Source organism: Jiangella gansuensis DSM 44835 (assembly GCF_000515395.1).
GTDB classification, from domain to species: Bacteria; Actinomycetota; Actinomycetes; order Jiangellales; family Jiangellaceae; genus Jiangella; species Jiangella gansuensis.
The window spans coordinates 5,088,354-5,103,723 of sequence record NZ_KI911782.1 but is presented as its reverse complement, the minus strand read 5'-3'; the positions used below and the strand labels follow the sequence as shown (position 1 = coordinate 5,103,723).

The window sequence follows — 15,370 nt, the reverse complement described above, 5'->3', positions numbered from 1 at the left end:
CCTGCGAAGTGGCGATGAGACCGCCGCTGGCACATAACATCGGTGGATGTGGATGCCGTGACAGCTGGGACGCTGGCCGCGTGTGTCGGCGCAGTTGTCGGCCTCGCGGCCGGTCTGGCGTTCAAAGCCAGCGAGCGCGCGCAGCGGCCACCCGCACCCGAGCGCACCTCTCGTGTCCCCGAGGGGGTCGATGAGGTCCTCTCGGTGCTGCGTTCCAGCGCCGTCGTCCTCGACAGCGCCCTCGACGTCATCAAGGCCAGCCCCTCCGCGTATGCGTTCGGCCTGGTCCGGCACGATCGACTGGCGGTACCGGAGTTGGTGGAGCTCACCGAGCGGGTCCGCCGCGACGGGCAGATCCGTGAGGTCCAGCTCGAGATCCCTCGTTCGCGCGACACCACCCAGACGCTGTACGTCTCGGCACGGGTGGCGCCGCTCAACAGCAAGCTGCTGCTGGCACTGGTCGAGGACCGCACCCACGAGATCCGTGTCGACGAGGTCCGCCGCGACTTCGTCGCCAACGTGTCGCACGAGCTGAAGACGCCGGTCGGTGCGTTGAGCCTGCTGGCCGAGGCGGTCGAGGACGCCAAGGACGACCCCGAGGCGGTCCAGCGCTTCGCCGAGCGCATGCAACGTGAAGGTGCCCGGCTCACCCGGCTGGTGCAGGAGATCATCGACCTGTCGCGGCTGCAGTACGACGACCCGGTCGAGTCGCCGGAGTCGGTCGACGTCGACAGTGTCGTCGAGGCGGCGTTGGACCGCAGCCGGGTCGAGGCGGAGAAGCGGAAGATCCGGCTCACCTCCGGAGGCACCCCCGGCCTGCAGGTGCTCGGCAACGTCGGGCAGCTGGTGATCGCGCTCGGCAACCTGGTCGAGAACGCCGTCAACTACAGCCCGCCCAACACCCGCGTCGCCGTCGGCGTCCGCCGGCGCGACGACCTGGTGGAGATCAGCGTCACGGATCAGGGGTTCGGCATCGCCGAGAGCGAGCTGGACCGGATCTTCGAACGCTTCTACCGGGTCGACCCGGCCCGGTCGCGGGCCACCGGTGGCACCGGCCTCGGCCTGTCCATCGTCAAGCACATCGCCGCCAGCCACGGCGGCGAGGTAGGCGTGTGGAGCGTGCAAGGAGCAGGGTCGACGTTCACCCTGCGCCTGCCGTTGCACCCGCACCGAGCCGGGCAACCGTCCGGGCTCGAGACGCCAGTTGGTAAGGAGACGCCGTGACCCGCGTGCTCGTCGTCGAGGATGAGGATTCGTTCAGCGACGCCCTGTCGTACATGCTCCGGAAGGAGGGCTTCGAGGTCGCCGTCTCGGCCACCGGCGACGACGCCCTCGACGAGTTCGACCGGGGCGGCGCCGACCTCGTCCTGCTCGACCTGATGCTGCCGGGCCTGTCCGGAACCGAGGTGTGCCGCCAGCTCCGGCAGCGGTCCAACGTCCCGGTGATCATGCTGACCGCGAAGGACTCCGAGGTCGACAAGGTCGTCGGCCTGGAGCTGGGTGCCGACGACTACGTCACCAAGCCGTTCTCCTCCCGCGAGCTGGTGGCCCGTATCCGCGCGGTGCTGCGCCGCGGCACGGAGCCGACGGAGACCAGCCAGGCGGTGCTGGGTGCCGGCCCGGTGCGCATGGACGTCGAACGGCACGTCGTCACGGTCAACGGCGACACCGTCCGGCTGCCGCTGAAGGAGTTCGAGCTGCTCGAGCTGCTGCTGCGCAATGCCGGCCGGGTACTCACTCGCGCCCAGCTGATCGACCGCATCTGGGGCGCGGACTACGTCGGCGACACCAAGACGCTGGATGTGCACGTCAAGCGGCTGCGCGCGAAGATCGAGCCGGACCCGGCGGCGCCGAGCTACCTGCTGACGGTGCGCGGCCTGGGCTACAAGCTGGAGGCCTAGGGGGATCCACGGCGGGTCAGATCGGTGCCGGGGCCAGGCCGGCGGGGCGTGGTGCTGCCGTCCGGCTCGGTCCACCACCGGGTCACGGCCGGTTGGCCGAGGGCGGCGTCCGTCAGCCGTCCGAGCGCCACGATGAGCACCGTGCCCAGGGCGTAGACCAGGATTTCGAGCAACACGCAGGCAATCGTGGGCGACGGTTGCGTCCGTCGACAGCGGCAACAACGCCGCTCTTCGATAGATTATCGCCATGCACCGTGTCGCGGTCGTCGCGGTCGATCGCGTGGCAAGTCTCGATCTCGCGATCCCCGGTCAGGTGTTCGGCACCGCACACTCGCTGGACAAACCGCCCGGGGCACTGTTCGGTGCCCCGCTGTACGACGTGGCGGTGTGCGGCCAGCGTCGTGGACTCACCATCACCGGCCTGGGGAACACGGACCTGTACCAGCTCACGGCGCCGTACGACCTCGACCATGCGGTGACGGCCGACACCCTCGTCGTGCCTGGCGCGCCCATCGCCGTGGAGCCGCCGGCCGAGGTGCTCGACGTCCTCCGCAAGGCGCACGACCTCGGCGCCAGGATCGCGTCGATCTGCAGCGGAGCCTTCGTGTTGGCCGCCGCGGGCCTGCTGGACGGCCGGCGGGCCACGACCCACTGGACGTGTTCGCAGGCTTTCGCCGAACGGTTCCCGCAGGTCGAGTTGGACCCGGACGTGCTCTTCGTCGACAACGGTGACGTGCTCACGTCTGCGGGTGCGGCGACCGGATTCGACCTGTGCATTCACATGGTCCGCGGCGATTTCGGCTCGGCGGTCGCCGCGGACGTCGCCCGGCACGTGGTGATGGCGGCCCAACGCGATGGTGGCCAGGCGCAGTTCATCGTTCACCCGGAGCCCGGTGGCGACGGTGGCTCGCTCGAACCGGTCATGCTCTGGTTGCTCGAGCGGCTCGATGAGCCGCTGTCCCTCTCGGACATCGCACGTCAGGCGGCGATGAGCCCTCGCACCCTGAACCGCCGGTTCCGCGACCAGACGGGCACCACGCCCATTCAGTGGCTGCTCCGCCAGCGTGTACAGCACGCTCAAGGTCTCCTGGAGACGACCCAGCTGTCGGTCGAGGAGATCGCGAGGCGATGTGGATTCGGCTCGGCGATCACCATGCGCCAGCACTTCGGCCGTCTGGTGCGGACCTCGCCGCTGGCCTACCGGCGCGCTTTCCAGATGCGCTAGGGCTGCGGCCTTCAGGTCGCGAGCTGCCCGCGTAGCAGGTCGGCCAGGTCCGCGCGCACCACGCAGCGGCCGAACGCGAACGATCCGGCCAGCTCGGCCGCCTCCTCCGGTGGCACGCCTTCGAAGCATTCGCGGAACCGCTCGACCATGGGCTCGGCCAGCAGGATGTTGCGTACCAGCAGCGACATCCATGCCTTGCGCCCCCAGGGGTACGGCGCGAAATCGGGGACCTCCGCGTCGAGCAGTTCCTCGATCGGTCCCATGACGTGGCGGATGTGCTGGTCGGTGCCGCCCCAGGAGTCGGTGCCGAGCCGGTTCTTCTGTTCCAGTGCGGGAGCGATGCGACGCAGGTACGGGGAGTCCGGCCGGGCGTGCACCAGGCCTTGCAACCCGATGTCCTTGTACGTCCACAGCGACCAGCTGGCGCCATGGTCACGGTATATGTCGAGCTGGTCGGTGAGCATCCGCAGGCAGGCCTCGTCGCGCTCGCGGTCTCCGGTGTAGATGGGTCCGAACTCACCGATCCAGATCGGCGTCCCGGTGCGGCGCATGAACTCGGTGCGGCGCAGGAAGGTCTTCTCCAGCACGTCGCGGTCGAACCACTCGCCCCGGGCGTGGCCTGGGTAGCGGCTGTCGCGGGCGATGCCGGGTAGCGCGTAGTCGTGCGCGGTGTAGACGGCACCGGCGAACGGCTCGTCGAACATGGAGAAGTCGGTGGAGTAGCGGTTGCCGTCCAGGAACAGCACGTGCCGGGAGTCGACGGCCCGGACGGCCCGCTCCAGCCGCTGGTAGAACGGGCCGATCACCTCGCCGCTGGGGTCGGCGGGCTCGTTCAGCGGGTTGTAGCCGGCGACGGCGGGATTGTCGCGGTAGTGATCGGCCAGCGCCTCCCACAGGTGCACCACTCGGTCCTGGAAGTGCCGGTGGTCCCAGAAGAACGCGTGGTGGGTCGGGTTGTCGCTGTGCCAGTTCTGGTTCTGGTGCCCGGGTGCGGCATGCAGGTCGAGGATGGTGTGGATGCCGTGCCGGGCGCAGGCGTCGACGACCCGGTCGAGCCGGCGGAACCCCTCGTGCTTCAGCTCGAACGGGCGGTCGTCGTCCTCGAAGTGCCGGTAGCTGAACGGCACGCGCAGCGCGTTGACCCCGAGGTCGGCGAGGAACCGGGCGTCGGCGTCGTCGAAGAACTCGTCGAGGAAGCGGTCGAAGAACCGCTGGTAGCCCTCCGGTCCCAGCGCGGCCAGCAGTGCCGCACGGTGCTGCGACTCGGTGCCGGGGTACCCGGTGATGAAGTTCTCCATGTTCATCCAGCCGCCGAGGCCCACGCCACGCAGGAGGATGGTGCGGCCGGCCTCGTCGGCGAGCCGGTCGCCGTCGACGACGATCCACGGCAGCGGCATGGGCGCCTCCTGGGAATGGGCGGCCACCAGGGGCCGACGAACTAGAAACCGGTTCCCGCCGAGGCTAGCCAGATGCTGGCCGGGCATGCAACTATGTCGCAACGCACCAGTAAAACCGATTCAAAACCGCTGAACCCAGCGGGAAACCGGTAACTCAACGACGTGTATCGGCGAAAGAGGACGAGTCATGGGGCACGTGTGGAACGGCGTCGTGGTGCGGCGCCGGATGGCGATCGGGGCGACGACGGCGGCATTGCTGGCCGTCTCCGCGTGTGGTGGCGACAGCACGCAATCCGGTGACGACGACCAGGTCACGCTGCGCTTCTCCTGGTGGGGCAACGACGATCGGGCCCGGATCACCGAGCAGGCCATCGACGCTTTCGAGGCGGAGCATCCGAACATCACCGTCGAGGGCGAGCCGCTGGACTTCGAGGGCTACTTCGACCGGCTCGCGACCAGTGTCGCCGCGCGCGACGCTCCCGACGTCATCACGCTGGGTGGTGCCTACCCCCGCGAGTACGGCGACCGCGGCGCGCTGCTGGACCTGTCGACGGTGGCCGAGCAGTTGCCGACCGACGGCATCGACCCGGCGGCGCTGAGCAACGGCTTCTTCAGTGACGTCCAGTACAGCATCCCGACCGGCGTCAACACCTACTGCGTGGTGTTGAATCCCGAGGTGTTCGAGGCCGCCGGCGTGCCACTGCCCGACGACACCACGTGGACCTGGGACGACTTCGTCGACATCGCCCAGCAGATCTCCGACAACTCGCCGGAGGGCACGTTCGGCGCGGCGGACCCAACCAGCGCCGACACCCTGGACCTCTACGCCCGCCAGCAGACCGACTCCGGCCTGTACACCGAGGACGGCGGCGTCGCGCTCGAGCCTGCGACGGCCGAGGCCTGGTGGGCCATGACGACCGCGATGAGCGCCTCCGGTGCCACCCCGCCGGCCACCATCACCGCCGAGCTGGGCGGTCAGCCGTCGCCGGAACAGACGCTGATGGGCCGTGGCCTGGCCGGTATGCAGTTCGACTGGAGCAACCAGCTGACCGCGCTGCGCACGGCGTCCGGCGCGCCGCTGGAGCTGATGCGGGCGCCGGGGGAGTCGTCGGGCGTGGCGCCGGGCATGTGGCTGCAGGCGTCGCAGTCGTACGGAATCTACTCCGGTTCCGAGCACCCGGAGGAGGCGGCAATGCTCATCGACTTCCTGGTCAACAGCGAAGAAGCGGCCTCGTTCATCCTGGCCGACCGAGGCCTGCCGGCGAACGCCGAGGTGCTCGAGGCCATCACACCGCAACTGGACGAGCACACGACGGCGCAGGCGGAGTTCATCGCCGAGATCGCCGGCGACGTGAACCCCGACCTCATCATCGGGCCGACCGGCTCGACCGAGACCCGTTCGATCGTGATGCGCCTGAACGACGAGGTCCTGTTCGACCGGATGCCGGTGGAGCAGGCCGCGACCTCGCTCGTCGACCAGATCGAGGCGGCGATCGGCTAGGGGGTGTCTCCTGGAGACACCCCCAAGGGGCGTCCCGTGGAGCCGCCCCCTCGCGGCGTCGCCGAGGGCCCACTCGGTGACGCGTCCGGTGAACCATCGAGAGAGGAGTCGCATGATCCGATCACGACGTCATGGCCTAGGAGGCCGGCGCGCACTGGTCGCGGGGGTGACGGCCGCCGGCCTGTGCGCCGCGGCCGCGGCCGCTTCCACACCTGCCGCCTCCACGCCCGCGCCAGCACGCGCCGCCGCGGGGGCCCAGGCGGACGCCGAGCAGCTCGCCTTCCCGGGCGCGGAGGGGTTCGGCAGGTACGCCACCGGCGGTCGCGGTGGCAGCGTCTACCACGTCACCAACCTGAACGACAGCGGTCCCGGCTCGTTCCGCGACGCGGTGAGCCAGCCGAACCGCACCGTGGTCTTCGAGGTGGGCGGCGTCATCGAGATCGACGAGCGCATCATGGTGGCGCCGAACATCACGATCGCCGGCCAGACCGCGCCCGGTGAGGGCATCACCATCTACGGCAACGGGCTGTCCTTCACCGACGCGAACAACACGATCGCCCGGCACTTCCGGGTGCGGCAGGGCATCAACGGCGACTCGGGCACCGACGCGATCACCGTCGTCACCGGCGACAACATGATCTTCGACCACCTCTCCGTCACCTGGGGGCGCGACGAGGTTTTCTCGGTCAGCAACGGCGACCCTGCCGACGGCGCCAGCCGCATCACCATCCAGAACTCGATTATCGGCCAGGGCCTGGACACGCACTCGGCCGGTGGCCTCATCGAGACCAGCGGCGGCGTGAGCCTCCTGCGCAACCTCTACCTGGACAACGACATCCGCAATCCCAAGGTCAAGGGCGTCAACCAGTACGTGAACAACGTCATCTACAACTGGCGCCGCGAGGCATACATCCTCGGCGGTTCGCAGTGGACGTCCGAGGCGAACGTGCACCACAACTACTTCATCGCCGGACCCAGCACCGAGACCGGCCCGTTCACCCGCGGCAACGAGAACTTCCATCTGTTCGCGGAGCAGAACTACCACGACGCCGACCGTGACGGCGTCCTCGACGGCTACGACGTGCCGCGCGAGGAGTACACGACGGTCACCTGGATGGACGAGCCGTTCCCGTATCCGCCGATCGCCGACGTGATGAGCCCGGCCGAGGCGTATGAGCACGTCGTCGAGAACGCGGGCGCGTCGCTGGACCGGGACCGGGTCGACAACCTGCTGGTCCGTGAGGTCACGTCCCTGGGCACCAAGGGCGCGATCATCAGCGACGAGAACGCGGCACCGATCAACGGCCCTGGGCCGGTCCGCGGTGGGCTGGCGCCCCGCGACAGCGATCGCGACGGCATGCCGGACTGGTGGGAACGCGAGCACGGTCTCGACCCGCAGGTTCCCGGCAACAACGCCGACGGTGACGGCGACGGTTACACCGACCTGGAGGAGTACCTGAACTGGCTCGCCGCGTAGGGGTCCTGTGATCGACAGGGAGTTGGTATCGCCGCAGCGGTAGCAACTCCCTGTCGATCACGTGGATCCGGCCGCCGGGCCGGTGCTGCCGCGCACCACGAGCCGGGGCCGGAACCGGACATCCGCTTCCGGCTGCTGGCCGTTGAGCAGAGACCACAACCGCTGCCAGGCGCGCTCGCCGACCTCGCTGGGCGGCACCGACGCCGTGGTCAGCGGCGGGGTCGTGTACTGGGCGAACGGGATGTCGTCGAAACCGGCCACCGAGATCTCCTGCGGCACCGAGACCCCCAGCTCGTGCAGTCCGGACAGCGCCCCGAAGGCCACCAGGTCGTTGTAGGCGATGACGGCGGTGCAGTCGTCGTCGATGAGACGGCCCGCGACGGCGTGCCCGTCGCTGAACGTGGCACCGCACTCGTGCTCCACCAGCTTCAGCCGGCCGGCCGCGGCGTACCCGCGCAGGGTGCTCAACCGCAGCTTGTTCGACGAGCTGGTGGGGGGTCCGGCCAGGTAGGCGACGGTGCGGTGGCCGAGCCCGACCAGGTGCGACACCAGATCGCGGATGCCCGCGGCATAGTCGACGTTGACCGACGGCACGGAGAGATCCGGTGCTTCCCTGTTGACCAGCACGAACGGGGCGAGCTGCGGCGCCAGTGCCGCCAGCTCGGCGTCGGTCATGCGCGGTGCGCACAACACCAGGCCGTCGCATCGGCGCCGGGCCTCCAGCGCGATCAGGCCCTCTTCGGCGACGTTCTCCTCCGAGTCGGCGACCAGCAACCGGTGGCCTTGGGTGGCGGCCGCGTGGCTCAGGCTGCGCAGCACGTCCTGGAACATGGGGTTGGCGAGGTCGGGCACCACCAGCGCGATGGTGGCGGTGCGTCCGACCGCGAGGCTGCGGGCCAGCACGCTGGGCTGGTAGTTGAGGGTGGCGGCCGCCGCGCGGACTTTCTCCGCGAGGTGCGGCGCCACGGTGGAGCTGCCGTTCATGACCCGCGACACTGTGGCGCGGGACACCCCGGCCAGCTCGGCGACCCGGCTGATGGTGGCCGGCCGCGCGTCGGTCTCCGCCGTCATGATCCCCTCCCCGGCGTGGCCGTCGACCCGCACGCGGTGATCGTAGCGCTCATGCCGCCGCCGACCGGGTCCATGGCAGATCGAGATCGTCGAACGTCCGCAGTGTGCCGGCGGCGGCATCGACCGTCTCGTCGATGCCGGTCACCACGGTGCGGCGCTCCGCTCCGGTGCCGACGACGACGCCGTGCGGCGCGGCGATGCGGGTGGGCGGCGGGGCGGTCCGGACGGCCTCGAGCACTTCGGTGAACGCGCCGCAGCGCTCCAGCGGCGAGATCAGCGGCACCGAGGGGTCGCGCCGGTGCTCGAGCAGGTTCGCCAGCAGGTCGGTGAAGCCGAAGGTGCGCGTCGACGTCGTGCCGTCCGGTCCGGTGACGTCGACCCGGCCGGTCTTGTACCAGAGGACGGCGCGGCCGCGGCTGCCGTGCACGACCACGTACGGTTCGTGCGATTCGGCCGCGCACAGGGTGAGCGCGGCGACGACAGTGCCGCCGTCGGCGGTGGTGATACGCAGGCAGGATGTGTCGTCGGACTCGATGTCGTTGGCGCGGTACAGCTGTGTCTCGACGGAGGTGAGCCGGCCGCGGCGGTCGCTGCCCTCGATGCGCAGCGCGGTGGCCACCGCATGGGCCAGCGGGTTGGTGACGACGCCGTCGACGACGGGGACGCCGTCCAGCTCGCGCCGGCCGGCCCAGCTGGAGCGCCGCCAGTACGCGTGGCTGCGGACCCAGGCGCCGGCCGCTGCGACCCCGGTGACGGTGCCGATGCTGCCGTCCGTGCTGAGGTTCCGGACGTGCTCGACGGCTTCGGTGCCGAAGCTCTGGAAGCCGACCTGGCAGCGGCGGCCGAGACGGCCGGCCAGCGCTGTCAGGGTGTCGAAGCCTGCCAGCGTGGGTGTGGGCGGCTTCTCCAGCATGACGTCGGCGCCGGCCTGCATGGCGGCCACGGCCAGTTCGACATGCAGGTGGATGGGGGCAGCGACGATGACGACGTCGGCTGTCACTTTCTCCAGCAGTTCCGGCAGGCTGGAGGCCCACGGGACACCGGGCGGCAGGTGGGCGAGGTCCGGCTCGGGTGGGCGCGGATCCGCGACGCCGACCAATTGGGCCACCCCGGCTTCGGCCAGGCCGGTCAGCCGGCGCAGGTAGGTCGCGCCGTAGCCGTACGCTCCGGCGAGGACGACCGGGGCCTGCGGCTGAGCCATCGAACCCTCCCAGGGGATTGTGAGTAACCGGTATCTCAGCGTACTGTACCGCCACGACCAGCAAATCTACAGGCAAAACGCACGACCTCTTGCCCGTGTTTGACACCCACCCCTACGATTGCTAGAAATCGGTATCTCGACGGACAGCGCTTTCCCACTTTTCCCCTGTCGCCGTGCCCCCGTCGACGATCGACCGCGAGGAGGTCACCGATGACCACCGTTCCGACGCCCCGGTGCGACCGAACGGCCGGCCGCCGCCGCACTCTCGGCGCGGCGCCATGAGCGACGTCGAGCAGCGGGTTCGTCCGCCCAGCGACCCGCCGACACAGACCGAGGCACCGAAAGGACCGAAGCGGCGTGGCCGCAGTCCGCTGGCGAAACGCGAAGGCCGGGTCGCCTACCTGTTCCTGGCGCCCTGGTTCATCGGCATGGTGGCCATCACCATCGGGCCGATCCTGGCTTCGCTGTACCTGTCGTTCACCGAGTACAGCCTGTTGCAGCCGCCGGAATGGCTGGGCTTCGACAACTACCAGCGCATGCTGGAGGACGAACGGCTCCACACCGCGCTGCGGGTGACGTTCACCTACGTCTTCCTGTCCGTCCCGATGCAGCTCGCGCTGGCCTTGGCACTGGCGTTCTTCCTGGACCGTGGCGTGCGGGGGCTGGCCATCTACCGGTCCGTCTACTACCTGCCGTCGCTGCTGGGCGGCAGCGTCGCCATCGCGATCCTGTGGCGGCAGATCTTCGGCACCGAGGGCCTGATCAACCAGTTGCTCGCCGCCATCGGCATCGAGGGCGAAGGCTGGGTGTCACATCCGGACCACGCGCTGTCGACGCTGATCGTCCTCAACGTGTGGACGTTCGGCGCGCCGATGGTGATCTTCCTGGCCGGGCTGCGGCAGATCCCGACCATGTACTACGAAGCGGCCGAGGTGGACGGCGCCGGCGGGTTCACCAAGTTCTGGCGCATCACCATCCCGCTGTTGACGCCGATCATCTTCTTCAACCTCGTGCTGCAGATCATCGGGTCGTTCCAGACGTTCACGCAGGCGTTCATCGTCAGCGGCGGTACCGGCGGACCGGCCGACTCCACGCTCTTCTACACGTTGTACACGTACCAGCGCGGCTTCGGCTCCTTCGAGATGGGGTACGCCTCCGCGCTGGCCTGGGTGCTGCTGGTCATCATCGCGATCTTCACCGCGGTGAACTTCCTCGCGGCGAAGCGGTGGGTGCACTATGGCGACTGACCTGGGCCCGAGCATCGGCGGTGCCGGTGCGGGCGACATCACCGGTGGAAGCGCCGGCCCGAAGCAGGACACCGCGCGGCGGCGCCGGCGCAGTGACGGCCGCAGGCGGCTGCTCAAGCACGTCGCGCTGATCGGTTTCGGCTTCGCGATGCTCTATCCGCTGCTGTGGATGGTGTCGAGTTCGTTCAAGCCGTCCGACCTGATCTTCCGCGAGCCCTCACTGATCCCGAGCGAGTTCGACTTCAGCAACTACACCGAGGGCTGGACGGCGCTGGCGCACCCGTTCCACCACTACCTGATCAACTCCGCGATCATCGTGGGCTTCTCGGTGGTGGGCAACCTGCTCACCTGCGCGATGGCGGCGTACGCGTTCGCCCGGCTGGAGTTCCGCGGCAAGAAGCTGTTCTTCGCGGCCATGCTCGGCACCATCATGCTGCCGATCCACGTGGTGATCGTGCCGCAGTACATCCTGTTCTCGCAGCTGGACTGGATCAACACCTACTACCCGCTGATCGTCCCCAAGTTCCTGGCCACCGACGCGTTCTTCATCTTCCTCATGGTGCAGTTCATCCGCGGACTGCCCCGCGAGCTCGACGACGCCGCGCGGATCGACGGGTGCGGCCACGTGCGCATCTTCTGGCGGATCATCATGCCCCTGTGTGTGCCGGCGCTGGCGACGACGGCCATCTTCACCTTCATCTCGGTCTGGAACGACTTCTACAGCCAGCTGATCTTCGTGACCGATCCCGATCTCTACACCGTGCCGGTGGCGCTGCGGACGTTCGTCGATTCGCAGGGGGAGTCCGCCTGGGGCCCGTTGTTCGCCATGTCCCTGGTGGCGCTCGGTCCGATCTTCGGCTTCTTCCTCGCCGGCCAGCGCTATCTCATGCGCGGTATCGCCACCACCGGCATCAAATGACGAAAGGACCTTCGATGCGTACCCTCCGTGCCCTGGCCGTGGCCGCACCGGCCGCTGCGCTCCTGCTCGCCGCCTGCGGTGGCGACGACACAACCGGCGGCGGAAACGGCGACGGCGACGTGGTCGAGCTGCGCTACGCCTTCTGGGGCAGCGACGAGCGTGCCCAGATGACCCAGGACATGATCGACAAGTTCGAGGCCGAGAACCCCGGCATCCGGGTGACGGTCGACTACGCGGACTTCGGCGCCTACTTCGACAAGCTGGCCACCAGCGTGGCGGCCGGCGACGCGCCGGACATCATGACCATGGGCGGTGCCTACCACACCGAGTACGCCGGCCGCGGCGCGTTGCTGGACCTCGCCGAGGTCGACGACGTCATCCGCACCGACCAGATCTCCGACGACATCCTGGCCCACGGCACCATCGACGGCTCTCTCTACGCGATCCCGACCGGTGTCAACGGGTACGCGATGGTGGCCAACCCGACGGTGTTCGCCCAGGCCGGTGTCGAGCTCCCCGACGACACCTCGTGGACGTGGGACGACTTCGCCCAGATGTGCACGCAGATCGGAACCGCGCTGGGCGACGCCGGCTACGGTGCGCAGGACCTCACCAACCACAACACGCTGGCGTTGTGGGCCCGGCAGCACGGCGAGGCCCTGTACACCGAGGACGGCGAGGTGGGTGTCTCCACGGGCACGCTCGCCGAGTGGTGGGAGTTCTCGAACCAGCTGCGCGAGTCCGGTTGCACCCCGCCGGCCACCCTGAGTGAGGAGCTGGCCAGCCAGAGCGCGCCGGAACAGACGCTCATCGGCACCAACAACGGCGGCATGTCGCTGGTCTGGTCGAACGTGCTCGAAGCGCTGAGCACCGCGTCGGGGGAGGAGCTGCAGCTGCTGATCCCGCCGGGTGTCGCCGGCGGCGAGCCCGGTTCGTGGCTCGGCCCGTCGATGTACTACACGATCTCCGCGCGCACCGAGCACCCCGAGGAAGCGGCCCGGCTGGTCGACTTCATGCTCAACGAGCCGGCGGCGGCGGAGTCGTTCCTGACCGACCGCGGTCTGCCGGTCAACACGGACGTGCGCGAGGCGATCATGGACGACCTGACGCCGGTGCAGCAGGCCGAGGCCGAGTACCTCAACCGGCTGGAGGAGGCCGTGGGCGACCCGGTGCCGCCGGCACCGGTGGGGTCGACCGAGACCGCCTCGATCGTCACCCGGCTCAACAGTGAGGTGCTGTTCGACCGCACGACCCCGCAGGAGGCCGCCGAGCAGATGATCGCCGAGGTCGAGACGGCCATCAGCAAATGAGCATCGACCGGCGCACCCTGGTCTCCCGGCACAGCGTCGAGGTGACGCAGCTGGACGGGCGGTCTCCGCTGTCGGTCGGCAACGGCGAGTTCTGTTTCACCGTCGACGTCACCGGCCTGCAGACGCTGCCCGAGCACTATCCGGTGGGCTCTCGCGACGGTTCACCGGACGCGACGCTGCTGGGGACCCAGGCACAGTGGGGCTGGCACACCGTCCCCGGCGGTGCCGACGGCGCGGGCTTCCGGCTCGAGGACATCCTCGTCACCTATGACACGCCGTCGGGGCCGGTGCCGTACGCGGACATGACCGGCAGCATCGGCGCCGGCGGCGACCGCACCGACTCACCGGCCGAGCTGTGGCTGCGGTCGAACCCGCACCGTATCGACCTCGGGCGCATCGGCCTGGAGCTGATCGACGACGACGGCCGGCCGCATCCGGTCACGCCGGACGACGTCACCGGCGTGCGCCAGGTGCTCGACCTCTGGCACGGCGTCATCGACAGTTCGTTCAGCCTGCGCGGCGAGCCGGTCCGGGTGCGAACGGTGTGCCACCCGGACTCCGACGTGGTGGCGGTCCGGATCGTCTCCGAGGCGGTCCGGGCGGGGCGGCTCGCGGTGCGCGTCGCGTTCCCGTACGGCTCCGAGAGCTGGCACGACGCGGCTGACTGGAGCCGTCCCGGTGCGCATCGCACCACGACGCGGCGGGTCGGCGGCGGCTGGCACATCGACCGGGAGCTCGACGCCGACGGTTACGCCGTCGCCGTCGCCGCCACGGCGGGTCTGACGATGACGCAGGTGGGCGAGCACCGGCTGCGGCTGAGCGGTGACACCGCGACGCTGGACCTGGTGATCGGCTTCGCGCCGTCCGCTGCCGCCCTGCCACCGTCGTCGGCCTTCGACGAGGTCCACGACGCGGCCGCGAAGCACTGGCCGGCGTTCTGGTCCGGCGGCGGCGCGGTGCAGCTGGCCGGCAGCAGCGACGAGCGCGCGGTCGAGATCGAGCGGCGCACCGTCCTGTCCCAGTACCTGACCGCGGTGAACTGCGCCGGATCGCTGCCGCCACAGGAGACCGGTCTGGTCTGCAATTCCTGGCGCGGCCGGTTCCACCTGGAGATGCACTGGTGGCACGTGGCGCACTTCGCGCTGTGGGGGCGCCCGGAGCTGCTCACTCGTAGCCTGCGGTGGTACCACTCGGCACTGGACGCTGCCCGGGCGACCGCGAAACTGCAGGGTTACGCGGGGGCGCGATGGCCCAAACAGGTCGGCCCGGACGCGCGCGAGAGTCCCAGCCCGATCGGTGCGTTCCTGATCTGGCAGCAGCCGCACCCCATCTACCTCGCGGAGCTGGTGTACCGGGCCGCTCCGGGGCCGGAGGTGGTCGAGGAGTTCGCCGGCATCGTCTTCGAGACCGCCGAGTTCATGGCCGACTTCCCCGCACCCACGGCGGGCGGCTTCCAGCTCGGCCCGCCGCTGGTCCCGGCCCAGGAGTCGTACGGATCCATCCGGGCCCGAGCCACCAACCCGACGTTCGAGCTGGCGTACTGGCACTGGGCCCTGGAGGTCGCGCAGCTGTGGCGGGAGCGGGCCGGGCTGCCCCGCCAGGAGCGCTGGAGCACGGTGGCGTCCGGACTGGCCCGGCCGCACGTGCGCGACGGCGTCTACACGGCTATCGACGTCGAGCCGTACACCATCCGCACCGATCACCCGTCGATGCTCTGCGGGCTCGGCTTCGTGCCCCAGACTCCGCTGATCGACCCGTCGACCATGCGGGCGACCCTGCACGACGTGCTGGCCGACTGGAAGTGGGAGAGCACCTGGGGCTGGGACTACCCGGTCATCGCCATGACGGCGGCCCGCCTCGGCGAGCCCGAGCAAGCGGTGACGGCGCTGACCATGCCGATGGGCAAGAACGAGTTCCTCCCGAACGGGCACAACCGGCAGACGGCGTCGCTGCCGCTGTACCTACCGGGCAACGGGGGATTGCTGGCGGCCGTCGCGTTGATGGCCGCCGGATGGGACGGCGCGCCCGCTGGCGCCGCGCCGGGATTCCCGGACGACGGCCGGTGGACGGTCGAGGCGGAAGGCCTCGTCCCAGCTCCCTGAGCACCAGCTCTCTGACTTC

General features: G+C 69.7%; 13 protein-coding genes. 9 read left to right on the top strand and 4 right to left on the bottom strand.

Features of this window, described 5'->3' with window-relative positions:
* Positions 1–42: 42 nt before the first annotated feature.
* Both JIAGA_RS32050 and JIAGA_RS0124160 read left to right on the top strand, forming a co-directional pair.
* Positions 43–1,224 (top strand): ATP-binding protein, encoded by a 1,182-nt coding sequence (locus JIAGA_RS32050; RefSeq protein ID WP_084470038.1) that lies wholly within the window; start codon positions 43–45, stop codon positions 1,222–1,224.
* The gene (locus tag JIAGA_RS0124160) at positions 1,221–1,901 is read left to right on the top strand and encodes a response regulator transcription factor (RefSeq protein ID WP_026877650.1); all 681 of its coding nucleotides are present in this window, start codon (positions 1,221–1,223) and stop codon (positions 1,899–1,901) included. The genes JIAGA_RS32050 and JIAGA_RS0124160 overlap by 4 nt, the downstream gene beginning before the upstream one ends.
* Here JIAGA_RS0124160 and JIAGA_RS0124155 read toward each other — a convergent pair.
* Entirely contained in the window at positions 1,898–2,077 is a 180-nt protein-coding gene (locus tag JIAGA_RS0124155; protein WP_026877649.1) for a hypothetical protein, read from the bottom strand. The two genes, JIAGA_RS0124160 and JIAGA_RS0124155, sit on opposite strands and share 4 nt — an antisense overlap.
* Positions 2,078–2,148: 71 nt before the next feature.
* Here JIAGA_RS0124155 and JIAGA_RS0124150 point away from each other — a divergent pair, with 71 nt between their 5' ends.
* Positions 2,149–3,126, top strand: a complete 978-nt coding sequence (locus JIAGA_RS0124150; RefSeq protein WP_026877648.1) for a GlxA family transcriptional regulator — start codon at positions 2,149–2,151, stop codon at positions 3,124–3,126.
* Between the two features lie 11 nt (positions 3,127–3,137).
* Here JIAGA_RS0124150 and JIAGA_RS0124145 read toward each other — a convergent pair whose 3' ends face one another.
* Positions 3,138–4,523, bottom strand: a complete 1,386-nt coding sequence (locus JIAGA_RS0124145; protein ID WP_026877647.1) for a glycoside hydrolase family 5 protein — start codon at positions 4,521–4,523, stop codon at positions 3,138–3,140.
* Between the two features lie 187 nt (positions 4,524–4,710).
* On the opposite strand from JIAGA_RS0124145, the gene JIAGA_RS0124140 reads away from it, so the two are divergent.
* Together JIAGA_RS0124140 and JIAGA_RS32045 are read left to right on the top strand one after the other, a co-directional pair.
* Positions 4,711–6,024 carry an ABC transporter substrate-binding protein gene (locus JIAGA_RS0124140; protein ID WP_026877646.1) on the top strand — a complete coding sequence of 438 codons (1,314 nt, stop codon included), beginning with the start codon at positions 4,711–4,713 and terminating at the stop codon, positions 6,022–6,024.
* Positions 6,025–6,136: 112 nt separating this feature from the next.
* Entirely contained in the window at positions 6,137–7,501 is a 1,365-nt protein-coding gene (locus JIAGA_RS32045) for a pectate lyase family protein (RefSeq protein ID WP_211239827.1), read from the top strand.
* Between the two features lie 57 nt (positions 7,502–7,558).
* On the opposite strand, the gene JIAGA_RS0124130 is transcribed toward JIAGA_RS32045, so the two are convergent.
* Together JIAGA_RS0124130 and JIAGA_RS0124125 are read right to left on the bottom strand one after the other, a co-directional pair.
* A complete protein-coding gene (locus JIAGA_RS0124130) occupies positions 7,559–8,605 on the bottom strand; it encodes a LacI family DNA-binding transcriptional regulator (protein ID WP_211239826.1) in 1,047 nt (348 codons plus the stop codon).
* Positions 8,606–8,621: 16 nt separating this feature from the next.
* Positions 8,622–9,773, bottom strand: coding sequence for a Gfo/Idh/MocA family protein (locus tag JIAGA_RS0124125; RefSeq protein ID WP_035812920.1), 1,152 nt, complete (start codon positions 9,771–9,773; stop codon positions 8,622–8,624).
* A 278-nt stretch (positions 9,774–10,051) separates the two neighbouring features.
* On the opposite strand from JIAGA_RS0124125, the gene JIAGA_RS0124120 reads away from it, so the two are divergent.
* From JIAGA_RS0124120 to JIAGA_RS0124105, 4 genes are read left to right on the top strand one after another with little or no spacing between them, the layout of a single operon-like run.
* Positions 10,052–11,020 (top strand): ABC transporter permease subunit, encoded by a 969-nt coding sequence (locus tag JIAGA_RS0124120; RefSeq protein ID WP_026877643.1) that lies wholly within the window; start codon positions 10,052–10,054, stop codon positions 11,018–11,020.
* On the top strand, positions 11,010–11,939 hold the full coding sequence (locus tag JIAGA_RS0124115; RefSeq protein WP_084470036.1) for a carbohydrate ABC transporter permease: 930 nt from the start codon (positions 11,010–11,012) through the stop codon (positions 11,937–11,939). Before JIAGA_RS0124120 ends, JIAGA_RS0124115 begins: the two co-directional genes overlap by 11 nt.
* Before the next feature lie 14 nt (positions 11,940–11,953).
* Complete coding sequence (locus tag JIAGA_RS0124110) at positions 11,954–13,249, top strand: ABC transporter substrate-binding protein (RefSeq protein WP_211239824.1); 1,296 nt, start codon at positions 11,954–11,956, stop codon at positions 13,247–13,249.
* Entirely contained in the window at positions 13,246–15,351 is a 2,106-nt protein-coding gene (locus JIAGA_RS0124105) for a hypothetical protein (RefSeq protein ID WP_035812919.1), read from the top strand. Before JIAGA_RS0124110 ends, JIAGA_RS0124105 begins: the two co-directional genes overlap by 4 nt.
* Positions 15,352–15,370 lie beyond the last annotated feature (19 nt).